Here is a 22,459-nt window from a genome sequence, read left to right as displayed (position 1 = left end):
TTTTGTAACACAGATCGCGATTTTGACAAGCCACTAAATGACATAACTAAGACGAAAAAAATCCTTGAGCGGGCGGGGCGTCAGATCCCCAGCCGATGCGCGCCGCTGCCGGAACCACGACGCGGCAACCCGCCTTCGTCAGGTGCAGCGCCGACGACGGGCCGGTAAAACCGCCGCCGACGATGCAGACGTCGCAATGGATGTCTTTGCTCCGGCGTCAGAAGGTGGTGGGGGTGTGCGCGCTGACGATGCGGCAGACGCGCGCCGAGGTATTGCTGAAGCTGTGCGGAATGCCGGTGTTGATGGCGTAGCTCTGGCCGGCGGACAGGCAATAGCTCTGGCCGTTGATGGTCAGCACGATTTCGCCTTCCAGCAGGGTGCCGATCTCCTCGCCCTGATGCTTGATCTTCTCGCCGGTGGTGGTGCCGGGCTGGTAGGTTTCCAGCATCATCGCCAGGTTGCGCGCCGGGTTGCCGTTATGCACCAGCTTCATCGATACGCCCTGGCTGCCGATTTCGATCAGGTCTGCGGCGTTGATCACCACCTTGGGTTCGTCGGCGGCTTCCGGCTCGGCAAAGAATTCCGACAGCGACAGCCCATACACCTTCAGCAGCTTTTGCAGCGTGCTGATGGCCGGACTGACCTTGTCCTGTTCGATGGTGCTGATTGCGCTGTGGGTTAACCCGGACAGTTCGGCGACCCGGCGCTGCGACAAACCCAACTGCAAACGGATCTGTGACAGGCGCTTGCCCGGCGCCAAGCTGACTTCGCTCATAGCGGTACTTCCTTCTGATAGGGACGACAGGCAGAAATGAATAACGGTATCGGGCGCCTGTCTGAGTGATATCGACACAGCATGATATCGGTAGTTGGGCCGGGTTTGGAAAATATATTGCCCATGGTCACCCTCGTTGCGACGGACGAAATTCTGTACGCGAAAATGGCGCCAAGGCCTTTTCGGTCAATATTTTATCAATTTAGCAGCCGGTGGCGAATAATCAAACAGGATTGTAACATTTGCAAACCCATTCTGTTAAGGCTATGTTTCATATTATGGATGTTATTTTGAGCGCCCGTTCCGGCGCAGTCTACAGAGAAATCAGACCATGTGTTGAATCGAGCGGCAAGTGGGCGCCAAGGCGCTCTCTGAGCATAATGGCGGGTGACCTATGCAAACCAATATCGCGGCAGTTGAAAATTTTGCGCAGCACAATGAAGAGAGGCGAAGTAGCGCGTTCCAACGTGAGGTCGCTCACTATTTGGAACGCCACCCCTCCACGCAGTATATCGATATCCTTCTCACCGATCTGAATGGTTCCTTCCGCGGCAAACGCATTCCCGTCTCAGGGCTGAAAAAACTGGAAAAAGGCTGTTACTTCCCCGCCTCGGTATTCGCTATGGATATCCTCGGCAACGTGGTGGAAGAGGCCGGTCTGGGCCAGGAGCTTGGCGAACCGGACCGCGTGTGCATGCCGGTGCCCGGCTCGCTGACCCCCTCGGCGGCGGACCCGGAAAATATCGGTCAGGTATTGCTGACCATGCTGGATGAAGATGGCACTCCCTTTGACGTTGAACCCCGCAATGTCCTGAATCGAGTATGGCAGGCGTTGCGCCAGCGCGGCTTGTTCCCGGTGGTAGCGGTAGAGTTGGAGTTCTATCTCATCGATCGACAGCGAGACTCGGAAGGGTATCTGCAGCCGCCGTGCGCGCCCGGCACCCAGGAGCGCAACATGCAGAGCCAGGTCTATTCGCTGGATAACCTGAACCATTTTGCCGAGGTGCTGAACGACATCGACACCCTGGCGCAGATGCAGGGGCTGCCGGCCGACGGCGCGGTGGCTGAGGCCTCGCCCGGTCAGTTTGAGGTTAACCTGCAGCATACCGACAACGTGCTGCAGGCCTGCGACCACGCGCTGGCGCTGAAGCGTTTGGTGCGGCTGGTGGCGGAAAACCACCATCTGCACGCCACCTTTATGGCCAAACCCTACGAGGAATACGCCGGCAGCGGCATGCACGTGCACATCAGCATGCTGGACGGCGAGGGGAAAAACCTGTTCGCCGACGCCGCGGGGGAAGATTCGCCGCTGCTGCATCGCGCGCTGGCCGGGATGATTACGCTGATGCCGGCGTCGATGGCGCTGCTGGCGCCGAACGTCAACGCCTTCCGCCGCTTCCAGCCGGGCATGTACGTGCCGACTCAGGCCTCCTGGGGGCATAACAACCGCACGGTGGCGCTGCGCATTCCGATCGGCGAGCCGGAAAACCACCGGGTGGAATACCGCGTGGCGGGGGCCGACGCCAATCCTTATCTGGTGGTGGCCGCTATTCTGGCGGGCATTCTGTACGGCCTGGACAACGCGTTGCCGCTGCCTGAGCCGGTGACCGGCAACGGGCTGGAGCAGGAAGGGCTGCCGTTCCCGATCCGCCAGAGCGACGCGCTGTATGAGTTCGAGCATCAACGCGAGCTGACCCAGTACCTCGGCGAACGCTTCGCCCGCGTCTATCATGCCTGCAAGATGGACGAGCTGATGCAGTTCGAGCGGCTGGTGACGGAAACCGAGATCGACTGGATGTTGAAAAATGCCTGAATGGGCGTAAAGTTAGTGACATCGTTCTGACGGCGAGCGGGTTAATAGCGGATTAATTCGCCTGGCAGGCGGGTTTCCGAACGATCGCCAAAAGAATTTGTGTAAGAAGGTTTCCGGATCTTGTCATCCGGAGGCATTCTGGTGCAAAATACCCCCAATGCAGATAGCCGACGTTTTAAAGCGTCGGTTATTTTTTTTGCATTTGTGTTTTACAAACTGAGCGTTTCATACACCAAGCGAGGCCGGACACCGATCCGGATAGATAAACAGTTTCGTGCACGATCAAACAAAACTTTATGGTCGTGACTCATGAGGATAAGAAAGATGGGGCAATTTTTCACTTTAGCGCCGGTGCCCGCCGGTTTCCGCTGCGGCCGCAGCGATTATGGAGCAGTCGAGGCTTCCTTGACCCGCTATCCAGCTTCCAATCCCCTTCTTTTAGAATTAAGTCGCTCGTTGCGAAGTTTCCCCGCAACCTTAAGTCTTGGCGTGTCCACCATCCGCAAGGCAGAAGGTAAGGGGGGGCTGAACAATGTCCGATAACATCATCAGCGCCGCTCCGGCTCAGCGCACTCAGCTGCGTAAAACCCTGACTTTAGTTCCGGTAGTGATGATGGGCCTGGCTTACCTGCAGCCAATGACCATCTTCGATACCTTCGGCATCGTATCCGGCCTGACCGATGGTCACGTCGCGACCGCGTACGCCTTCGCTCTGCTGGCGATCCTGTTTACCGCCCTGAGCTACGGCAAGCTGGTGAAGAAATTCCCTTCGGCCGGTTCCGCCTATACCTACGCCCAGAAAGCCATCAGCCCGCACGTCGGCTTTATGGTGGGCTGGTCATCGCTGCTGGACTACCTGTTCATGCCGATGATCAACATCCTGCTGGCCAAAATTTACCTGGAAGCCATCTTCCCTGGCGTGCCGTCGTGGATTTTCGTGGCCGCACTGGTCGGTTTGATGACCCTTTTCAACCTGCGCGGCATCAAGCTGGTGGCCAACCTGAACTCGATCATCGTGGTGGTGCAGGTGGCGATCATGATCGTGTTCCTCGGCCTGGTGATTAACGGCGTTTATCACGGCGAAGGCGCCGGCACGCTGGTCAGCAGCCGTCCGTTCTGGTCCGAGAACGCCCACGTGGTGCCGATGATTACCGGCGCGACCATCCTGTGCTTCTCGTTCCTCGGCTTCGACGGCATCAGCTCGCTGTCCGAAGAAACCAAAGACGCGGAGAAAGTGATCCCGAAAGCCATCTTCCTGACCGCGTTGATCGGCGGGGTGATCTTTATCGTGGTGTCTTACTTCGTGCAGCTGTACTTCCCGGACATCTCGCGCTTCAAGGAACCTGACGCGTCGCAGCCTGAAATCATGCTGTACGTGGCGGGCAAGTTCTTCCAGTCGGTGATCCTGGTGTTCTCTTGCGTCACGGTGCTGGCATCCGGCATGGCGGCGCACGCGGGCGTTTCGCGTCTGATGTACGTGATGGGCCGCGACGGCGTGTTCCCAAGCCGTTTCTTCGGCTATGTGCACCCGAAATGGCGCACCCCGGCGCTGAACGTGCTGCTGGTGGGCGCCATCGCGCTGTCGGCGGTGTCGTTTGACCTGGTTACCGCTACCGCGCTGATCAACTTCGGTGCGCTGGTGGCCTTCACCTTCGTCAACCTGTCGGTGATCTCGCAGTTCTATATCCGCGACAAGATGAACCGCACGCTGAAGGATACCTTCAACTACCTGATCCTGCCGGTGATGGGCGCGCTGACCGTGGGCGCGCTGTGGATTAACCTGGAAGCCAGCTCGATGACGCTGGGCCTGGTGTGGGCGGCGATTGGCCTGATCTACCTGGCCGTGGTGACCCGCAGCTTCCGCTTGCCGGTACCGCAGGCGAGCGAAGACGCCGCATAACGCGAAAGAACGCTTTACGCGATTAAAGAAAAAGGCCGCTTATGCGGCCTTTTTTGCGTATTAGCCCGCCAGCTCGCGGCCGTAGTCAAACAGCGCTTTCAGCAGCGCGGTTTTTTCTTTGTCCCCTTCGTGCAGGTTATACAACGCTTCCAGCTGCAGCAGGTAATTCTGCACCCGCTCCGCGCTCAGCGCTTCCTGCCGGTGTTGCAGCCAGCGGCGCTGCTCGGCGTCGTCCAGCGTATTCGGGTAGTTGCGCGCGCGGAAGCGGAACAGCAGCTCTTTCATGCGATCGTCGCTGAAGGCCAGATCCAGCGCCGGCAGGTTTTGCGGCTTGGTTTGCTGGATAATCTTCATCGCCGCCTTGTCGGCATCGCTGAAGAAACCGTCGTACAGCCGGGCGTCGACGTCATCGGACCCCTTGAAAGGCTCGGCTTCGGCAAACAGCGCCACCACTTTTTCGCGCACTTCCGGATGCTGACGCAGCAGCTGCAGATTCTGCAGGCAGGCCTGGCGATCGATGCCCAGCCGCTCGGCATTTTCCGGCAGCAGCGTTTTGGCCGGCGCCAGCACCGGGCACTTGTTGATGTGTACCAGCTTGATCGGCACCGGCGCCTGGCCAGCGGCCAACTCGTCGCGGCGGGTATACAGCCGCTCGCGCAGCTGCTCGGCGCTCAGGGTCAGCAACGGGGTCATGTCGCCGGCCAGGTCGCACATGATCACCGCGTTCTTGTTGTCCGGGTGCCAGGCCAGCGGCGAAACCCAGCTGGTGTTGCCGCGCGCAGCGCCGAACATGCCGGAAACGTGCACCAGCGGGGTCATTTCGGCGATGTCGATCAGCGCATTCAGCTTGTGCTTGTTGCGGTGCTGCAGCAGAAAATCAAACAGCCGCGGCTGCGCCTGCTTGACCAGCCTGGCCATGGCGATGGTGGCGTAAACGTCCGACATGGCGTCGTGCGCCTGGGTATGCTCGACGCCGTTGGCGCGGGTCAGGTGTTCCAGACGGAAGCTGGGGAAACCCTCTTCGTTTTCCGGCCAGACGATGCCGTCCGGGCGCAGCGCATGGCAGGCGCGCATCACGTCCAGCAGATCCCAGCGCGAGTTGCCGTTTTGCCAGCTGTAGGCATAGGGATCGTAGAAGCTGCGGTAGAAAATGTTGCGGCTGACTTCGTCATCGAAGCGGATATTGTTGTATCCCAAAATACAGGTGCCGGGCACGCTGAACGCCTGATGGATCTGGCGGGCGAATTCCGCCTCGTTGACGCCTTTGGCCCGCGCCTGCTGCGGCGTGATGCCGGTGATCATCACCGCTTCTGGCTCCGGCAGGTAATCATCGGCCGGGGCGCAATAGATCACCAGCGGCTCTTCGATGATGTTGAAATCCATGTCGGTGCGCACGCCGGCAAACTGCGCCGGGCGGTCCATCGATGGGCTTTTGCCGAAGGTTTCGTAGTCGTGGATGTAGAATGTGGCCGGTGCCTTGCTGCTCAAAATCGCATCTCTTCAGTGGCGAATGAATATGCCCCTATTGTAACGGCGAGATGCGCGATGCCAAGCGGTGGTTAGCGAAATGCGCGTTATTACGCACCGCGGTAGTAATTCAGACGCTGAAAAAAATAGGCGCGCAGGTGTTCGGGCACCTGTTGTTCCGCATCGGCCTGAGTGGAGGCGATGCCGTAGCGTTCGTTATAGATAACGCTGATGGCCAATAAGTCGGCTTCGATTTTTTCACGTTCCGCCTGGGGCAAGCTATCCAGCTTTCGAGTCATTTTTATCTCCCTGTAAATCTCAGGGCATCATAGGATCGTTAGCGGTGCTTGTCCCTACCCATAACGGGGGGATCAGGCGGTTGGCGGCAAGGGGGGAGTCCCTTGCGCCGTGCGGGTGTCGTGATGGATTTGGCCGTGTTGCGCCGCCAGCTCGTCGCTCTGGCGATGCTGACCGACGCGCTCAAGGTCGCCATTGAGCGAAGAAATACCGCCGATCACCGCCAGCCAAAAAAAACTGCACAGCAGTAATATACCCAACCAAACTTTTTGGTTATAGGTCATACGCCCTCCAGGGGAAAAGAAAAGTTATGCTGAGAAGTAAATTAAATCAGAGACAACATCAATGATATTTAAACGACGCTGATTAACTCCCGTCATTTTAACGCCAATTTGTTACCAAATGCCGCGCGGGTGTTTCAAAACATTCTTAAGATAATATTAAGAAAAGATAACTAAACACTCCGAGGTTTTATTTAATATTTGTTTAAATATCCACGCATACAATCAGCCTCATTCAATGCCATTGTGGATAATTATTATGAAAACGCTGCTGTTGACTGGCGCTACCGGCTTTCTCGGTGGTGCGGTTCTTGAGAAGTTACTGAATGAAAATCAAAACATTAACTGCCTGTTGTTAGTGCGTGCAGAGGATGCGCCGCGGGGGTTGGCGCGTATAAAAGCCAATATGGAAAAATTTAATGTCGCCGCCAATCTATTATCTAAAATAACGAAAGAAAATATATTGTTGGGCGACTTATCCGAGCCGGAAGCTTTTTTATCTGACTCGCGTATCGATAATGTCACGCACGTTATCAATTGTGCGGCGGTTGCGTCATTCGGCAATAACCCGCTCATTTGGAAAGTGAATGTGGAGGGCACGCTGGCCTTTGCCGAAAGAATGGCGCAGGTAAAAGGGCTGCAACGTTTCCTGCACGTCGGCACCGCGATGTCCTGTGCGCCTGAGCCGGGTTCGCTGGTGGCGGAAAGCGGCGAGTTTGAAGAGGGCGCCGAGCATCTGGTGGAGTACACCCGTTCCAAATCCACCATTGAGCAGCTGATGCGCCAGCGCTGCCCGCAGCTGCCGCTGGTGATCGCCCGGCCGTCGATTGTGGTGGGCCATACCCGCCTCGGCTGCCAGCCCTCCAGCAGCATTTTTTGGGTGTTCAGCATGGCGCTGATGCTGCGCAAGTTCATGTGCTCGCTGCAGGATAACATCGATGTGATCCCGGCGGATTACTGCGCCGACGCGCTGGTGATGCTGATGAACAGCGGCCCGCTGGAAAACGACGTCTACCATATTTCCGCCGGGGAAGGGAGCAGCGTCAGCTTCGCCGATATCGATCGCGCCATGGCCGCCGCGCTGGAAAAGGCGCCGGTCGGCGATGCTTACGCGCAGGTCAACTATGACGCGCTGGTAAAAATGCGCAGGCAGCTGAAAGATATCTTCGGCCCGTGCAATGAGCGGCTGATGCTGAAAGCGATGCGGCTGTACGGGTCATTCGCCATGCTCAACGTGCGTTTCAGCAATGAGAAGATACTCAAGCTGGGCATGCCGAAGCCGCCGCGCTTTACCGACTACATCCACAGCTGCGTGCAGTCGACCCGCGGCCTGACGATCCAGCAGCAGATGGTGGTGGACTTCAAGTAAGCGCCCGGTTGCGCGTCACCAGGACGACGAAGACCAGAACACCCGCCCCAGCACCACCAGCTGCTCTTTGCGCTGCTGGTAGCTGAGGTGCTCGTCCTGATATTCTTCCCGGTTGAGCGAGCGGATGACGACGCCGCCGTCGGGCTGCTCGATCAAAATTTTCACCCGCAGCAGGTTGCCGTGGCGTATCGCGTAGGTCTTGCCTTCGCGAATGCGGGTGTCGTCGGTATTGATGCCCACCACGTCGCCATCCTGCAGGCGCGGCTCCATGCTGGAGCCCGAGATGCGGATAATCCGCGCCGCGTTCACCGCCACCCCCATCTTGTGCAGATAGTAGCGGCGGAAGATCAGCGAAAACTCTTCGCGATCGACGATTTCATAGCAGCCGTCGCCGGCGGAAAAATCGATATCCAGCAGCGGGATCTCCACGAACTCTTCCTTGTCCTGTTCGGTGTCCTCCCACACCACCGGTTTCAGGCGGGCGGGTTGAAAGTCGGATTCTGCCGCCACGTTGTCGAACGGACGGGTCAGCTGCTTTTCATGAAACACGTCAAACCAGCCTTTGGGCAGATCCAGCCTGGCCTCTATCCGCCTGGCGAGGTTGTCGCCAAGATTGCGGGAGGATTTTTCACCGATGATTTGGCTCAGCGTGGGCGCAGAGGATTCAACCAGGGCGGCGAACTCGTTCTGGTTGACGCCTTGCCGGGCGTAGCGGGCCATCAGTTCGCGCAGGTTGTTGCGTCTTATTTCTTTAGTTTCCATCTGCGGATGATCTCACTCTTTAGCAAAAAGGTAAATAACGTTTTTGCTAAAAAACGCTTGCGCGAGATTTAGCGTTTAGCTAAAACAAAGAGGGGGTCTGCAGGCTCACGCCGAGAGAACGGCCAGTCATGATGATGAGCCGTTCAGTGAAATCAACCGAGAAGAGGGAATTTACGATGTTCAAGATTGATTACAACAGCTACCGTTCGGTCGCCAGCTTTGGCCACCGCGTGCGCTTCCTGGTGCTGCATTATACGGCGCAAAATTTTGTCGATTCCGTCCAGTCCCTGACCGGCAAGTCGGTCAGCGCCCATTATCTGGTGCCGGATCCGACCGATCCCGGTTACCAGGCCGCCGGCTTCAGCGGCGTGCGCATTTTCAACCTGGTGGACGAGAACGAACGCGCCTGGCACGCCGGGGCCAGCCAGTGGGGCAACCGCAATAACCTCAACGACACGGCGATCGGCATCGAGATCGTCAACCTGGCGAGCGGCGATGGAGAAGACATCACCTTTCCGCCGTTTGATCCGCAGCAGATTGCGGCGGTGACCCGGCTGGCGCAAAACATCCTGCAGCGCTACCCGGATATCACCCCGGTCAACGTGGTGGCCCACTCCGACATCGCGCCGGGCCGCAAGAGCGATCCGGGCCCGCAGTTCCCCTGGCGGCAGCTGCATCAGGCCGGGGTCGGCGCCTGGTACGACGACGCGGTAAAGCAGCGGCATCAGCAAAGCTATTGCAGCCAGGGCCTGCCTGCGCAGCAGGAACTGCTGGCGCTGTTCGCCAAATACGGCTACGACACCTCGGCGGCCACCAATGCAGAAGGGTACCGCCAGCTGGTGCGCGCTTTCCAGCTGCATTTCCGTCAGCAAAAGTATGACGGCGTAATGGATGCGGAAACCGCCGCCGTCCTGCGTGCGCTGGTCGACAAGTACGTCGCCTAGGCCGGGGGCGAATGGGGGACGCCTCATTCGCCTTTTCTCCCGTCGTCTTCCTCCGCTAAACTAAGCCTCTGGCCCGTATTAACCGGATGCATTGTGCGCCTCGACAGAAAGATTTCGCCGTTTGAACTGCTGACCTACCGCCATTACCGCATCGTGCACGGGGTGCGCATCGGGTTGGCGTTTATCCTGACCTTCCTGCTTATCCGCCTGCTGGAGGTGCCCGAAGGCACCTGGCCGCTGATCACCCTGGTGGTGGTGATGGGGCCGATATCTTTCTGGGGCAACGTGCTGCAAAGGGCGCTGCAGCGCATCGCCGGCACGGTGTTCGGCGCCGCCTCCGGGCTGATCGCCCTGTATCTGGAACTGTATTCGCTGCCGCTGATGCTGGCCTGGTGCGGGGGGGTGATGTTTCTCTGCGGCTACCTGACGCTGGGCAAGCGGCCTTATATGGCGTTGCTGGTGGGGATCACGCTGGCGGTGGTGTGCGGCGCCGGCGCCGGCGACATGCATACCGCGCTGTGGCGCAGCGGCGATGTGATCTTCGGTTCCCTGCTGGCGCTGCTGTTCACCAGCATTTACCCGCAGCGGGCCTATATTCTGTGGCGCATGCAGATGGCCGACTGCCTGCAGAACGCCGGCAGGATCTATAGCGCCTATCTTTCGCCCAACGTGATTGAGCGGCCGCGGTTGGAGCCGCAGCTGAAAGACTTGCTTAATCAGGTGGTCAAGCTGCGCGGCCTGATCGTGCCCGGCAGCAAGGAAACCCATATCCCCAGGGCGGTGTTCGAAGCGGTGCAGACCCTCAGCCGCAACCTGGTGTGCACGCTGGAGCTGTTGGCCGATGCCTACTGGGCCTCGCGCGAGACTCACTTCATCATGCTGAATGCCAAGACTTTGCGCAGCGCCCAGCTGCTGACGCTGAGTTCATTGGCGTCGCTGGCGGCGCTGATGCGTGAAGGGCCGCAGCAACGGCGGCAGGCCGCGGCGGGGCAACTGGGGGAAATCGCCGGCGAGTTGCAAATCCTGATGCGCGAGGCCAGCGTCAGCCAACACGGCGAAGCGCCGATTTACGGCTATGTGTGGCTGAGCATGGTACTGGCGCGGCAGTTGGAGGAGCTTGGCGACCTGCTCAAGGTGTGCACCGCCGGCGGTCCTGAATAAGGGGTCAGATCATGAAGCGAGCGCTTTCGGTTTTGGCCGATGGCCTAAAGTGGGTAAGATAAGGCAATGAGAGTTGTGCCTGACCGCCACAAACCTGTATCTTGGTGCCATTGTGGCCGTAAGCAAATGAATCTGTGTATTACTAAAGCAAGGGTATGAAGATGGATAATGCAAATAAGCCGAGTTTCCAGGACGTTCTGGAGTTTGTGCGTATGTTCCGCCGTAAAAATAAGCTGCAGCGCGAAATCGTCGACAACGAAAAGAAAATTCGTGATAACCAGAAGCGCGTGTTGCTGCTCGACAACCTGAGTGAGTACATCAAACCCGGCATGAGCATTGAAGACATTCAGGGCATCATCGCCAACATGCGCAGCGACTATGAAGATCGCGTTGATGACTACATCATCAAAAATGCCGATCTGTCCAAAGAGCGTCGCGAGCTGTCCAAAAAGCTGAAAGCGATGGGCGAAGTGAAGTAACCTGCTTTATCGGGCCAGGCGTTGCGCCTGGCCCCTGTGTTCCCCCTCTGTTTATCCTCCCAACGCCTTTACCGGCGCTTGCTATGCCTGAACCGCGCCTTTTCTTCAGTATGTAAACGCCGTTTAAAAAACGCATCAACGCGTGGAGAAGCGTCATGCCGTACCGGGCAAACTCTTCCCGATATGAGCGGATGCGATACCGCTACTGCGGCATCGGCTAGACTGTTTCTGTTTATTTTCAAACCATTGCCCCTCTGCAAGGATCCTCCGGCGATCTTTCACCTCATTCATAGTGGGATCGCTGTCGGGTTTGTAGCATTTTTAGCCGCAATGTTAACGATATGTGATTTCGATCAAACAATTATTTTTGCAGCTTTGGTTATATGATGGTCAATGTTTACGTTGTCATTTTCTGTTTTTCGAGGTTTCTTATGTTAAATCAATTAAAATCATTAGGTTAATTTAACCTTTTTTTTATTTGCATAAAAATGACAACGTCAACATTGCTATTTTACAGTAACTTAACGTTTGTTTTTGGAGGGATTGATGAGCCAGTTGCCTGAAAAAATGCGCGCCGTAGTGTGCCACGGACCGCAGGATTATCGTTTTGAGCAGGTCCCTACGCCGCTGCCGAAGGCCCGCGAGTTGGTGATCAAGGTGGAAGGCTGCGGCATCTGCGCCGGCGACTGCAAGTGCAAAAACGGCGCGCAGATGTTCTGGGGGGAAAACCCGTGGGTCAAGCCGCCGGTGGTGCCCGGCCACGAGTTTTACGGCCGCATCGCCGCCATGGGCGAGGGCGCGGAGGGGAAGTACCGGATCGGCGAGCGGGTGATCGCCGAACAGATCGTTCCCTGCTGGGACTGCCGCTATTGCAAATCCGGCAGCTACTGGATGTGTGAAACCCACAACATCTACGGCTTCCAGAAAGACGTGGCGGAGGGCGGCATGGCGGAATACATGCGCTTCTCGGAAAACGCCATCGTGCACAAGATCCCGGAAAGCCTCAGCCATGAAGACGCGGTGCTGATCGAACCTATGGCCTGCGCGATCCACACCGTGGCGCGCGGGGATATTCAGCTGGACGACGTGGTGGTGCTGGCCGGCGCCGGGCCGCTGGGGCTGTGCATGGTGCAGGTCGCCCGGCTGAAGACGCCGAAGAAGCTTATCGTCATCGACGCCATCGACGAGCGCCTGGCGCTGGCGAAAGCCTTCGGCGCCGACGTGGTGATCAACCCGTTAAAGGAAGATGCCGACCAGATAGTCAAATCGCTGACCGGCGGCTACGGCTGCGACGTTTATATCGAAGCCACCGGCGCGCCGATCGGCGTAACCCAGGGGCTGCAGATGATCCGCAAGCTGGGGCGTTTCGTCGAATTCAGCGTATTCGGCAAGGAAACCACCGTCGATTGGTCGATCATCGGCGACCGCAAGGAGCTGGATATTCGCGGCGCGCATCTGGCGCCTTACAGCTATGAAATCGCCATCGACCTGTTTGAACGCGGGTTGGTGACCTCAACCGGAGTGGTGACCCACAGTTATTCATTAAATGAATGGGACCAGGCGTTCGCCCTGGCGGATTCCACCGACTCGATCAAGGTTATTCTGGTTCCCTGATTTATCACGTGAGTCTCGAGGCTTATTTCACTCGGCGATAGAGTGAAATAAGCCGCCTTATCAATAAATAAAACCAAGACATGCTGTTGCTCTGATAACCACAATAATATCCGAACCCTACAGGAGAATAAGCTATGTTTTCATTCGCCAGAAAAACCGTGCCTTTTATTATCGCCGGTGGAATGTTGGTGGCCAGCCAAATGGCGATGGCCAAGCAGATCACCATTGGCATTTCATTCCAGGAAATGAACAACGATTATTTTGTCACCATGAAAGAATCGCTGGAGCAGGCGGCCAATGACATCGGCGCCAAGGTGTATGTCGCCGATGCCCGGCATGACGTTTCCAAGCAAATCAGCGACGTCGAAGACATGCTGCAGAAGAAGGTGGATATCTTGCTGATTAACCCGACCGATTCGGTGGGGGTGCAATCGGCGGTGATCTCCGCGCATAAGGCCGGCGCGGTGGTGGTGGCGATAGACGCCCAGGCCGAAGGGCCGCTCGACTCCTTCGTCGGCTCGGAAAACTACGACGCCGGTTTCCAGGCCGGCGAGTACCTGGCCAAATCGCTGGGCGGCAAGGGCAAGGTGGCGATCCTCGACGGCATTCCGGTGGTGCCGATCCTCGAGCGGGTGCGCGGCTTCGAAGCGGCGATGAAGAAATACCCCGACATCAAGATTGTCACCAAGCAAAACGGCAAGCAGGAGCGCGATACCGCGCTGACGGTAACGGAGAACATGCTGCAGTCGGCGCCGGACCTGGCGGGGATTTTCAGCGTCAATGACATCGGCGCGCTGGGCGCGCTGGCGGCGATAGAAAGCAATGGCGCCAAGGTGAAGCTGGTCAGCGTCGACGGCCAGCCGGAGGCGATTAAGGAGATCCTGAAGCCGAATTCGCCGTTCATCGCCACCTCGGCCCAGTTCCCGCGCGATCAGCTGCGTATCGCGTTGGGCATCGCGCTGGCCCGCTATTGGGGCGCCAACGTGCCGAAAACCGTGCCGGTAAAAGTGAAGCTGATCGACCACAGCAACGCGGCGGGCTTCAGCTGGTAAAGGCGTCAATTATCGCTCCGTTCGGGCGGAGCGATAAACGCGGAGGGTATGACAGTGCTGACACCTTTATTGGAATTAAAGCAGATTAACAAGTCCTTTCCGGGCGTGAAGGCGCTGGACGGCATCGATCTCAGCATTCAGCGCGGCGAGGTGCACGCCTTATTGGGCGAAAACGGCGCCGGTAAATCCACGCTGGTTAAAATTATGTGCGGGATTTATCAGCCGGACAGCGGCGATATTTTCATTGATGGCGAGCAGCGCCATTTCAATAATTATCGCCAGGCGATCAACGCCGGGGTAGGCATTATATTTCAGGAGTTTTCATTAATTCCTTATATGAACGCGATCGATAATATTTTCCTGAACCGGGAAATAAAAAATCGCTGGGGATTATTGGATCGCCGCGCAATGCGGCGCAAGGCCGAAGCGATTTTCAAGCGCCTGACGGTGGAGATCGATCTCGACCGCCCGGTGGAGCAGCTGAGCGTGGCGCAGCAGCAGTTCGTCGAGATCGCCAAGGCGCTGTCGCTGGACGCGCGCATTCTGGTGCTGGACGAGCCCACCGCCACGCTGACGCCGGGCGAGGCAGAGCACCTGTTCAGCGTGATGAACGATCTGCGGCTGCTCGGCGTCGGCATGGTGTTTATCTCGCATCACCTGGACGAGATTTTCACCATTTGCGATCGGATCACCGTGCTGCGCGACGGCGGCTATATCCAGACGCTGACCACCGGCGATACCGACGTCGAGGAGCTGGTCAGGCTGATGGTCGGGCGGAAAATCGAACATGCCTTTCCGCCGAAGCGGCACCCGGCCGGCGACGCGACGGTGCTGCTGGAGGCGAGCATTCAGCGCGAAAAGCACGGCGCGGAGGACCGCTTTCACCTGCGGCAGGGGGAAATCCTCGGCTTCGCCGGGCTGGTGGGCTCCGGGCGTACCGAAACCGTCGCCGCCATGATTGGCGCCAGCGGCTGTTACCGCAAAAACATTCGCCTGGCCGGGCAGCCCGCCGCGCTGCGCAATCCCGCGCAGGCGCTGCAGCGGGGCATCGGCCTGCTGCCGGAAAGCCGCAAAACCGAAGGGCTGGTGCTGCCGTTTTCGGTGGCGCAGAACATCACGCTCAACCGGCACCACCGGCGCGGCAAGATTTTCATCAATGCCCGCAAGGAGCAGGACATCGTGCAGCGGCTGATCCGCGCCGTCGGGGTAAAAACGCCGGATGCGGACACCGCCGTCAGCACCCTGAGCGGCGGCAATCAGCAGAAGGTGGTGATTGCCCGCTGGCTCAATAACGACTGCAACATTCTTATCTTCGATGAGCCCACGCGCGGCATCGACGTGGGCGCCAAGGCGGAAATCTATCAGCTGATGCAGCAGCTGACGCAAAAAGGCATCTCCATCATCATGATTTCATCCGAGTTACCGGAAATTATCGGCGTATGCGACCGCGTGCTGGTGTTCCGCGGCGGGCATATCGTCGCCGAACTGACCGGCGATGAAATCGAGTCCAACAACATCATGCTTCACGCGACCGGGAGTGCATTATGATCGGAATTGAACAGTCTTCCGCAACGGGGCGCGCCGCCGGCCCCGGCCTCAGCAAGCGCTGGGAAAAACGCCTGCATCACCCGGCGGTGCTGCCGTTTATCGGTTTCGTGATCCTGTTCGTGCTGATGAGCGGGCTGAACGACAGCTTCCTGACGGTAAACAACCTGACCAACGTGGCGCGGCAGGTGTCGATCAACGCCATCATCGCCGTCGGCATGACCTGCGCGATCCTGACCGGCGGCATCGATCTGTCCGTCGGCCCGGTGATGGCGCTGGCGGGCTCCATCGCCGCCGGGCTGATGCTGGCCGCGGTGCCTATCCCGCTGGCGATGCTGGCGGCGTTAACGATCGGCGCGCTGTTCGGCCTGGCCAACGGCGCCTGCATCGCCTATCTGCGCATGCCGCCGATCATCGTCACCCTGGCGTCGATGGGCATCGCCCGCGGCCTGGCGCTGCTGTACACCGGCGGTTATCCGATCTCCGGCCTGCCCGAGATGTTTTCTTTCTTCGGCCGCGGCACGCTGCTGGGCATTCAGGTGCCGATCCTGATCATGATCGGCGTGTACCTGCTGGCCTGGCTGATGCTGAACCACCTGCCGTTCGGCCGCTACGTCTACGCCATCGGCGGCAACGAAGAGGCGGCGCGGCTGAGCGGCATCCGCGTGCCGCGCTACAAAATGCTGGTGTACGTGGTCAGCGGCCTCACCGCCGCGCTGGCCGGGCTGGTGCTGACCTCGCGCCTGATGAGCGGGCAGCCGAACGCCGGCGAAGGCTTCGAACTGGACGCCATCGCCGCGGTGGTGCTGGGCGGGGCGGCGATTTCCGGCGGCCGCGGGGCGATTATCGGCACCCTGGTCGGGGCGATGATGCTCGGCGTGCTGAACAACGGCCTCAACCTGATGAACGTTTCCCCGTATATCCAGAACGTGGTGAAGGGCGGCATTATCCTGGCCGCCATCTATCTCAGTTCCGTGCGCCGCAAGTAAGGCGGGGGAGATAACGCCATGGGATTTTTTATCGGGGTGGATATCGGCGGTACGGTGATCAAGGCCGGATTATACCGCGCCGACGGCCAGGAAATGGCGATTGCCGAACGCGACGCCGGGGCGCTTTCCGTTAGCCCCGGATTTAGCGAGCGCAATATGGACGCATTGTGGGATGACGTTTGCGCGGTGATCCGCCAGGCGCTGCATGCGGCGGCGATCGACGCCGGCCAGGTGCGCGGCCTCAGTTTCTCCGCCCACGGCAAGGGGCTGTACGCCATCGACCGGCAAGGCCGCCCGGTCGGCAACGGCATTCTCTCTTCGGATACCCGGGCGGCGGCGATGGCCGAGGCATTGCGGCGCGACGGCGTTGAAGCGCTGAGCTATCCCCGCAGCCTGCAGCCGATCTGGAGCAGCCACCCGGCGGTGCTGCTGCGCTGGCTGAAACAGCGGCAGCCGGCGCAGTACGCCGCCATCGACCGGGTGCTGATGGCGCATGACTATCTGCGCTTTCGGCTGACCGGCGAGATTGCCGCCGAAGTGACCAACATCTCCGGCAGCAACCTGTTCAACCAGCACAGCGGCGATTATGACCCGGCGCTGATGGCGGCCTTCGGCATCGAAGAGGCCGCGGACAAAACCGCGCCGATCGTCGGTTCGGCACAGCTGGCCGGGCGGGTGACGGCCGCGGCGGCGGCGCAGTGCGGCCTGCGCGCGGGCACCGCGGTATACGGCGGGCTGTTCGACGTGGTCGGCGCCGCGCTCAGCTCCGGCGTGGCGGATCACCGTACGCTCAGCGCGGTGGCGGGCACCTGGTCGATCGCCACCTGCGTGACCGACCGTTTGCTGCCGGCCGACTACCCCTACGCCTGGGGGCGTTATTGCATCGAAGGGCGCTACTTTGCCCACGAAGGCAGCGCGACCTCGGCCGGCAATCTGGCGTGGTTTTTGCGCCAGTTCTGCGGCGGCGATCGCCAGCGCTACGCGCAGTTCAACGCCTGGGTGGCCGAACGCCGCGAACGCGCCTGCGACATTCTGTTCCTGCCGTACCTGTACGGCTCCAACCTCGGCGCCGGCGTGCCGGGCGGGCTGATTGGCCTGAGCGGGCACCACGGCATGGCGGACGTGGTGCAGGCGATTTACCAGGGCATCGTGTTCTCTCACCTGATCCACCAGGACCGCCTGCTGCAGCTCAACCCGCGGGTGGAGCGGGTGCGCATGACCGGCGGGCCGACGCAGTCGGAGGTCTGGATGCAGATCTACGCCGACGCCGGCAACTTGCCGCTGGAGGTGGTGGAGACCCGGCAAAGCGGCTGCCGCGCCGCCGCGCTGTGCGCCGCGGTCGGTGCCGGTGAATACGCCGGTTTCTCCGAAGCGCTCGAGGCCGCGCCGCCCCGGCTGCGCCGCTATTTCCCCGAACCCGCCGCCAACCGCCGCCTGCGCGCCCAGATGGCGCGCTATCTGGCGGTGGCGCAGGCATTGAATGAGGTTAACTATGCAAACCACTAGCGCCGCCTGTCTGGGGCTGTACGAGAAAGCGCTGCCCGCCGGCCTGAGCTGGGCGCAGCGGCTGGCGACCGCCGGCGAGCTGGGCTTTCAGTTTATGGAGATTTCCATCGACGAACAGCCGGCGCGCCAGCAGCGCCTGGACTGGGATCGCCGCGAGCGGCTGGCGTTTATCAACGCCCGGTTCGACAGCGGGGTGGCGGTGCCGAGCATGTGCCTGTCGGCGCACCGGCGTTATCCGTTCGGCAGCGCCGACGCGGCCACCCGGCAGCACGCCAGGGTATTGCTGACCAAGGCGCTGGCGTTCGCCGGCGATCTCGGCATCCGCAACATTCAGCTGGCGGGTTACGACGTGTACTACGAGGCTTCCGATCGCCATACGCGCCAGCGTTTTATCGAGGGCATGCAGTGGGCGGTGGAGCAGGCGGCCAGGGCGCAGGTGATGCTGTCGGTCGAGGTGATGGACACTCCGTTCATCAGCAGCATCAGCAAATGGCGGGACATCGCGCGCCACGTCGGCAGCCCGTGGTTCACCGTTTACCCGGATATCGGCAACCTCAGCGCCTGGGGCAACGATCTGGCAACCGAGCTGGCACAGGGGATCGAGCAGATCACCGCGATCCACCTGAAAGACACCGTGCCGGTGGCGCCGGGCTCGGCCGGGCAGTTTCGCGACGTGCCCTTCGGCGAAGGCTGCGTAGATTTCGCGCACGCCTTCGCCATTCTCAAATCGCTCAACTATCGCGGCCCTTTCCTGCTGGAAATGTGGGCGCGCGACGACGAGCAGGACATTAACCGCATCCGCCAGGCCAAGGCCTGGATGGAGCAACAGATGATCAGCGGGGGGATTGCATGCTGAACGAACTCAAACAGCGGGTGCTGGCCGCCAACCTCAGCCTGCCGGCCTATGGGCTGGTGACCTTTACCTGGGGCAACGTCTCGGCGATCGACCGTCAAAACGGGCTGGTGGTGATCAAGCCTTCGGGCATCGCCTATGAACAGATGACGCTGGAGGATTTGGTGGTGGTGGATCTGGAAGGCCGGGTGTGTGAGGGGCACCGCAAACCCTCATCCGACACCGCCACCCATCTGGCCCTGTACCGCGCCTTTCCGGCGATCGGCGGGGTGGTGCACACCCACAGCCGCAACGCCACCATCTGGGCGCAGGCCGGGCAGCCGATCCCGGCGCTGGGCACCACCCACGCCGACTATTTTTATGGCGACATTCCCTGCACCCGGCCGATGAACGAAGCGGAGATTGCCGGCGACTACGAGGGGGAAACCGGCAAGGTGATTATTGAGACCTTCAACCAGGCGGGGCGCGATCCGCAGCAGGTGCCGGGGGTGCTGGTGTATTCCCACGGGCCGTTCGCCTGGGGCAAGGATGCGGCGGATGCGGTGCACAATGCGGTGGTGATGGAGGAGGTGGCGGTGATGGCGATGGCCACGCGCCAGCTTGCGCCGGCGATCGCCCCGATGCAGCCGCAGCTGCTGGACAAGCATTTCCTGCGCAAGCACGGCAAACACGCCTACTACGGGCAATAACCCGCCTTCAGCGATTCAGCAGCGAGCCGGTGAAGAATTCCCTGCGCACCGGCAGCTCGCCGCGGCTGGCGTTAATCGCGCTGAACAGCAGATCTGCGGCGATCTCCCCCAGCATTTGGGTGTCGTGATACACCCCGGCGATATGCAGGCCGTAGGCGCCGGCGCGCGGCGGTTCATCGATCGAGAAGAATTTGACCCGCTGATAAATGCCCAGCTCGTGACACAGGGAGATCGCCCCCAGCGTAATGATGCCGTTCAGGCCGATGATATAGTCCGGCAGGGTTTCCGCCGCCGCAAGATACGCCCTCACCGCCGCTTCCTGCGAGTTAAAATCGTAATCGCCGTTGATGATATGGATATCGTGGCCGTTGTCCCGCAGCGCGTCGACGATGCCGGCGGTGCGCGCCAGCGTAATTTCCGAATCGGCCGGCCCGCCGATAATCAGCATTTTTCTTTCCGGCTGCTGCGCCAGATATTCCCCGGCCAGGGTGCCGATTTCGCGGTTATTGAGGAACACGCCGCTCAGCTGCTGATCGTAGAGGTCGCGGTCGATCAGGATCAGGGGGATGCGATACACCTCGGCTAATTCCAGGTAGGCGGGGCGGTAGTTTTTATCGTCGCGCACCGCCGAAAGCAGTATGCCGCGCGCCTTGTAGCCGAACAGCGCCTGAATGGCCCGCATTTCCGCCTCTTCGCTGCCGTCGGTGTCGAACAGCATGATCTGGTAGCCCTGCAGCCGCGCGATGCGCGACACGGTCTTGATCAGGCCGGAATAAAACGGGTTGTACATGCTGCTGGTGACGATGCCGATAATCTGGCTGCTGCTGCTTTTCAGCCCCTGGGCGAAGGCGTTGGGCACGTAGTTCAGCTCTTTGGCGATGGCGTGAATGCGCTCGCGGGTTTCCGGCTTGACCAACTCGGGCTTATTGAACGCGCGGGAAACGGTGATGTTGGTCACCCTGGCGCGGCGGGCGATATCCACGATGGTGGCATTGGAGTTGGCTTTCGACACCGTCTTTCCTTGCGTTATGCCTCAACAGATCCCTTATTGTAGGGAAGGGGCCGGAGGTATGCCAGATGTAAGTCACTCGGTGAGGTGGGGGCGGCAAAAAGCGTGCTTGGGGGGAAGGTTGGGGTTGTGTGGCGTATTGAAATGGCGGTTTGCTTGGTGGCAAGAGCGGACTTAAGTAACTCCTTAAACTTTTATCAACATCTCTTCTTCCCGTTGTCTAAAATGTACACCGAGTCACTGGCTAAACTATCAGTCGTTCATCCTGAGCAAAATCCAGAAACGGCTACGTACTATCTGTATAAATTTTATCGGAAGACGTTTTGGTGATTTCAGAAAAACATGTTGAAAAAGATGTATATCGACGTTAGTTTGATATGACTAATGATTAGAAAAGAAGGTGGGAAATACACCACGTACGGGGGCGGCACCTTCTAACAAATTGTTAGTATTCAATCGCGGAATATTGTGGAACGTTAGATTGTGGAGTTAAAATTGAGAGACTTTAACAATGGCGGTGACATAAACGTTAACGGGGATTTTAACGTAAATGATAATTCTAAAAGTGAGTTTAAACTCTATATTCATTGCTCAAACGAAGAGTTGTTGGCTGACCGTCCCTTTAGAGCTGAAAATATCAAAATTGAACAGCGAAAGAAAATCAAGCGCTTGAAGCCATTCTATGCTCTTACTGTTTGTTTAGCTTTCGCTGCGGCTATTTGGGCTATGTACAACGGAAAGACGGATCTTATTACGATATTGATGGGAGCAGTTTCCGCATTTTTTGGTTATCAATCTTTGAACGCGACCATTGAGCCAAATACATTTCAAAAAGAAGAACAGGCGGCAGTAAATGAGATAAGCAAAATATTAAAGCAGCGTCGAGTTGAATGATAGCAATGAATACTGACAAGGCGCTCAAGCGAATGAGTTGTTGAATTCGGCGTTAATGTCCGTTTTTCTCTCACAGCAGGCCGTTTTGTGACTGTGGTAGGCACCGATGCCTTGGGCCATATACAGGCTCGGAATGAAGCGCGTTTGTGATAAAAAGAGTTTCAGACCCGTTATGCCTGAAACTAGACGGAGCAGAAAAATGAGAACGCAGAAGCGATGCATGGGATATGTGGCCGTGGTGGTCGATGATTACGATCGCGCAATCGAGTATTACACAGACAAGTTGGGTTTTACCCTCGTTGAAGACACGCCGCAACCGGGGAAGCGCTGGGTAGTGGTGACGCCGAACCCGGAAAGCGATTGCAACATTCTTCTGGCCCGAGCCTCGAACGCGAAACAGGAAGGCTTTATTGGTAACCAATGCGGCGGCAGGGTGTTTCTGTTCCTGCAGACCGACGATTTCTGGCGCGATTACCACGCGATGAAAGCCAAAGGGGTTCATTTCTGCGAAGAGCCCCGTGAGGAGGGCTACGGAACGGTGGTTGTGTTTGAAGATATCTACGGCAACCGCTGGGATCTCTACCAAAACGCGTAGAACGAAGCGCCCAACGGTTAGTCGGACGCCGCCGCCTGATAATTGGCTGCCATTTTATCCAGTGCGGACTGATTTTCTAACCCCCATTGGTACATTTGCTCAATGGGTTCGGCCAAGGTTCGGCCAAGTGGGGTCAGCCGGTAATCGACTTTGGGTGGGATCACGTCATACACATGGCGGGCAATCAACCCGCGCAGCTCCAACTCTTTCAGCGTTTGGAACAGCATTTTCTTGGAAATCCCCTGCAAGCTGCGTTGTAACTCACCGGTGCGTGCGCGTTCATCCGGCCAGTGATACAGCGCGTGCAGCACCATTGTGCTCCATTTAACTGAAAAGAGCTCCATCAGGCGGCGCGGCGGCGAGTCCGCATAGAAAAAGAGTTTACCCTCAACCCAGGCTGGCACTGTTCTGTCCTCTGCTTATGGTCACCAAATGGTAACTACTATCAATATGAAACCCTGTTGA

General features: G+C 58.7%; 22 protein-coding genes and 1 pseudogene. 15 read left to right on the top strand and 8 right to left on the bottom strand.

The window, feature by feature from the left end; genetic code table 11:
- Positions 1-82 precede the first annotated feature (82 nt).
- A pseudogene (locus tag CKW09_RS16655) lies at positions 83-211 on the bottom strand (FAD-dependent oxidoreductase); the annotation flags it as partial.
- 6 nt (positions 212-217) lie between these two features.
- Positions 218-775 (bottom strand): HTH-type transcriptional regulator PuuR, encoded by a 558-nt coding sequence (gene puuR / locus CKW09_RS16650; protein ID WP_061795889.1) that lies wholly within the window; start codon positions 773-775, stop codon positions 218-220.
- A gap of 394 nt (positions 776-1,169) precedes the next feature.
- Here puuR and CKW09_RS16645 point away from each other — a divergent pair, with 394 nt between their 5' ends.
- Positions 1,170-2,588, top strand: a complete 1,419-nt coding sequence (locus tag CKW09_RS16645) for a glutamine synthetase family protein (RefSeq protein ID WP_095098474.1) — start codon at positions 1,170-1,172, stop codon at positions 2,586-2,588.
- Between the two features lie 532 nt (positions 2,589-3,120).
- Positions 3,121-4,488, top strand: a complete 1,368-nt coding sequence (locus tag CKW09_RS16635) for an APC family permease (protein WP_061795891.1) — start codon at positions 3,121-3,123, stop codon at positions 4,486-4,488.
- Positions 4,489-4,548: 60 nt separating this feature from the next.
- On the opposite strand, the gene sbcB is transcribed toward CKW09_RS16635, so the two are convergent.
- From sbcB to CKW09_RS16620, 3 genes are all read right to left on the bottom strand, one after another.
- Complete coding sequence (sbcB, locus tag CKW09_RS16630; protein WP_095098471.1) at positions 4,549-5,976, bottom strand: exodeoxyribonuclease I; 1,428 nt, start codon at positions 5,974-5,976, stop codon at positions 4,549-4,551.
- A gap of 89 nt (positions 5,977-6,065) precedes the next feature.
- On the bottom strand, positions 6,066-6,254 hold the full coding sequence (locus CKW09_RS16625) for a DNA polymerase III subunit theta (protein ID WP_061795893.1): 189 nt from the start codon (positions 6,252-6,254) through the stop codon (positions 6,066-6,068).
- A gap of 72 nt (positions 6,255-6,326) precedes the next feature.
- Complete coding sequence (locus tag CKW09_RS16620) at positions 6,327-6,536, bottom strand: hypothetical protein (protein WP_095098468.1); 210 nt, start codon at positions 6,534-6,536, stop codon at positions 6,327-6,329.
- A 256-nt stretch (positions 6,537-6,792) separates the two neighbouring features.
- Here CKW09_RS16620 and CKW09_RS16615 point away from each other — a divergent pair, with 256 nt between their 5' ends.
- Positions 6,793-7,902 carry an SDR family oxidoreductase gene (locus CKW09_RS16615; protein WP_061795895.1) on the top strand — a complete coding sequence of 370 codons (1,110 nt, stop codon included), beginning with the start codon at positions 6,793-6,795 and terminating at the stop codon, positions 7,900-7,902.
- A gap of 15 nt (positions 7,903-7,917) precedes the next feature.
- Here CKW09_RS16615 and CKW09_RS16610 read toward each other — a convergent pair whose 3' ends face one another.
- Positions 7,918-8,664, bottom strand: a complete 747-nt coding sequence (locus CKW09_RS16610; protein ID WP_061795896.1) for a S24 family peptidase — start codon at positions 8,662-8,664, stop codon at positions 7,918-7,920.
- A gap of 176 nt (positions 8,665-8,840) precedes the next feature.
- On the opposite strand from CKW09_RS16610, the gene CKW09_RS16605 reads away from it, so the two are divergent.
- From CKW09_RS16605 to araD, 10 genes are all read left to right on the top strand, one after another.
- Positions 8,841-9,608, top strand: coding sequence for an N-acetylmuramoyl-L-alanine amidase (locus tag CKW09_RS16605; protein ID WP_095098465.1), 768 nt, complete (start codon positions 8,841-8,843; stop codon positions 9,606-9,608).
- A gap of 93 nt (positions 9,609-9,701) precedes the next feature.
- Positions 9,702-10,769 carry an FUSC family protein gene (locus tag CKW09_RS16600; protein WP_061795898.1) on the top strand — a complete coding sequence of 356 codons (1,068 nt, stop codon included), beginning with the start codon at positions 9,702-9,704 and terminating at the stop codon, positions 10,767-10,769.
- A gap of 161 nt (positions 10,770-10,930) precedes the next feature.
- The gene (gene tmaR, locus CKW09_RS16595) at positions 10,931-11,248 is read left to right on the top strand and encodes a PTS system regulator TmaR (RefSeq protein ID WP_004935612.1); all 318 of its coding nucleotides are present in this window, start codon (positions 10,931-10,933) and stop codon (positions 11,246-11,248) included.
- Between the two features lie 546 nt (positions 11,249-11,794).
- Complete coding sequence (locus CKW09_RS16590) at positions 11,795-12,862, top strand: zinc-binding dehydrogenase (RefSeq protein WP_061795900.1); 1,068 nt, start codon at positions 11,795-11,797, stop codon at positions 12,860-12,862.
- Positions 12,863-12,996: 134 nt separating this feature from the next.
- Positions 12,997-13,914 (top strand): ABC transporter substrate-binding protein, encoded by a 918-nt coding sequence (locus CKW09_RS16585; protein ID WP_061795901.1) that lies wholly within the window; start codon positions 12,997-12,999, stop codon positions 13,912-13,914.
- A 57-nt stretch (positions 13,915-13,971) separates the two neighbouring features.
- Positions 13,972-15,462 (top strand): sugar ABC transporter ATP-binding protein, encoded by a 1,491-nt coding sequence (locus CKW09_RS16580; RefSeq protein ID WP_083950350.1) that lies wholly within the window; start codon positions 13,972-13,974, stop codon positions 15,460-15,462.
- On the top strand, positions 15,459-16,448 hold the full coding sequence (locus CKW09_RS16575; RefSeq protein ID WP_061795903.1) for an ABC transporter permease: 990 nt from the start codon (positions 15,459-15,461) through the stop codon (positions 16,446-16,448). Before CKW09_RS16580 ends, CKW09_RS16575 begins: the two co-directional genes overlap by 4 nt.
- 18 nt (positions 16,449-16,466) lie before the next feature.
- Entirely contained in the window at positions 16,467-17,954 is a 1,488-nt protein-coding gene (locus tag CKW09_RS16570) for an FGGY-family carbohydrate kinase (RefSeq protein ID WP_095098462.1), read from the top strand.
- Complete coding sequence (locus CKW09_RS16565; RefSeq protein WP_095098459.1) at positions 17,941-18,810, top strand: L-ribulose-5-phosphate 3-epimerase; 870 nt, start codon at positions 17,941-17,943, stop codon at positions 18,808-18,810. The genes CKW09_RS16570 and CKW09_RS16565 overlap by 14 nt, the downstream gene beginning before the upstream one ends.
- Positions 18,804-19,496, top strand: a complete 693-nt coding sequence (gene araD / locus CKW09_RS16560; RefSeq protein WP_095098456.1) for an L-ribulose-5-phosphate 4-epimerase — start codon at positions 18,804-18,806, stop codon at positions 19,494-19,496. Before CKW09_RS16565 ends, araD begins: the two co-directional genes overlap by 7 nt.
- Positions 19,497-19,503: 7 nt before the next feature.
- Here the strand turns inward: araD and CKW09_RS16555 are convergent, their stop codons facing one another.
- Complete coding sequence (locus CKW09_RS16555; RefSeq protein WP_061795908.1) at positions 19,504-20,508, bottom strand: LacI family DNA-binding transcriptional regulator; 1,005 nt, start codon at positions 20,506-20,508, stop codon at positions 19,504-19,506.
- A 480-nt stretch (positions 20,509-20,988) separates the two neighbouring features.
- Between CKW09_RS16555 and CKW09_RS16550 the strand changes: the two genes are divergently transcribed.
- Both CKW09_RS16550 and CKW09_RS16545 read left to right on the top strand, forming a co-directional pair.
- Complete coding sequence (locus CKW09_RS16550; RefSeq protein WP_095098447.1) at positions 20,989-21,399, top strand: hypothetical protein; 411 nt, start codon at positions 20,989-20,991, stop codon at positions 21,397-21,399.
- A 199-nt stretch (positions 21,400-21,598) separates the two neighbouring features.
- The gene (locus CKW09_RS16545) at positions 21,599-21,994 is read left to right on the top strand and encodes a VOC family protein (protein ID WP_061795912.1); all 396 of its coding nucleotides are present in this window, start codon (positions 21,599-21,601) and stop codon (positions 21,992-21,994) included.
- A 17-nt stretch (positions 21,995-22,011) separates the two neighbouring features.
- On the opposite strand, the gene CKW09_RS16540 is transcribed toward CKW09_RS16545, so the two are convergent.
- Positions 22,012-22,398: a winged helix-turn-helix transcriptional regulator gene (locus CKW09_RS16540; protein ID WP_061795913.1), complete on the bottom strand. Its 387-nt coding sequence runs from the start codon at positions 22,396-22,398 to the stop codon at positions 22,012-22,014.
- Positions 22,399-22,459: the final 61 nt, after the last annotated feature.

Origin of the sequence: Serratia ficaria, from assembly GCF_900187015.1 — a bacterium.
Lineage (GTDB): Bacteria > Pseudomonadota > Gammaproteobacteria > Enterobacterales > Enterobacteriaceae > Serratia > Serratia ficaria.
Note: the sequence above shows the minus strand (reverse complement) of the source record. Positions and strands in the feature narration are given on the sequence as shown.

Coding starts and splice junctions, on each gene's coding strand:
- puuR (WP_061795889.1), bottom strand. CDS start 775: ATGAGCGAAGTCAGCTTGGCGCCGGGCAAGCGCCTGTCACAGATCCGT.
- CKW09_RS16645 (WP_095098474.1), top strand. CDS start 1,170: ATGCAAACCAATATCGCGGCAGTTGAAAATTTTGCGCAGCACAATGAA.
- CKW09_RS16635 (WP_061795891.1), top strand. CDS start 3,121: ATGTCCGATAACATCATCAGCGCCGCTCCGGCTCAGCGCACTCAGCTG.
- CKW09_RS16625 (WP_061795893.1), bottom strand. CDS start 6,254: ATGACTCGAAAGCTGGATAGCTTGCCCCAGGCGGAACGTGAAAAAATC.
- CKW09_RS16620 (WP_095098468.1), bottom strand. CDS start 6,536: ATGACCTATAACCAAAAAGTTTGGTTGGGTATATTACTGCTGTGCAGT.
- CKW09_RS16615 (WP_061795895.1), top strand. CDS start 6,793: ATGAAAACGCTGCTGTTGACTGGCGCTACCGGCTTTCTCGGTGGTGCG.
- CKW09_RS16610 (WP_061795896.1), bottom strand. CDS start 8,664: ATGGAAACTAAAGAAATAAGACGCAACAACCTGCGCGAACTGATGGCC.
- CKW09_RS16605 (WP_095098465.1), top strand. CDS start 8,841: ATGTTCAAGATTGATTACAACAGCTACCGTTCGGTCGCCAGCTTTGGC.
- tmaR (WP_004935612.1), top strand. CDS start 10,931: ATGGATAATGCAAATAAGCCGAGTTTCCAGGACGTTCTGGAGTTTGTG.
- CKW09_RS16590 (WP_061795900.1), top strand. CDS start 11,795: ATGAGCCAGTTGCCTGAAAAAATGCGCGCCGTAGTGTGCCACGGACCG.
- CKW09_RS16585 (WP_061795901.1), top strand. CDS start 12,997: ATGTTTTCATTCGCCAGAAAAACCGTGCCTTTTATTATCGCCGGTGGA.
- CKW09_RS16575 (WP_061795903.1), top strand. CDS start 15,459: ATGATCGGAATTGAACAGTCTTCCGCAACGGGGCGCGCCGCCGGCCCC.
- CKW09_RS16570 (WP_095098462.1), top strand. CDS start 16,467: ATGGGATTTTTTATCGGGGTGGATATCGGCGGTACGGTGATCAAGGCC.
- CKW09_RS16565 (WP_095098459.1), top strand. CDS start 17,941: ATGCAAACCACTAGCGCCGCCTGTCTGGGGCTGTACGAGAAAGCGCTG.
- araD (WP_095098456.1), top strand. CDS start 18,804: ATGCTGAACGAACTCAAACAGCGGGTGCTGGCCGCCAACCTCAGCCTG.
- CKW09_RS16545 (WP_061795912.1), top strand. CDS start 21,599: ATGAGAACGCAGAAGCGATGCATGGGATATGTGGCCGTGGTGGTCGAT.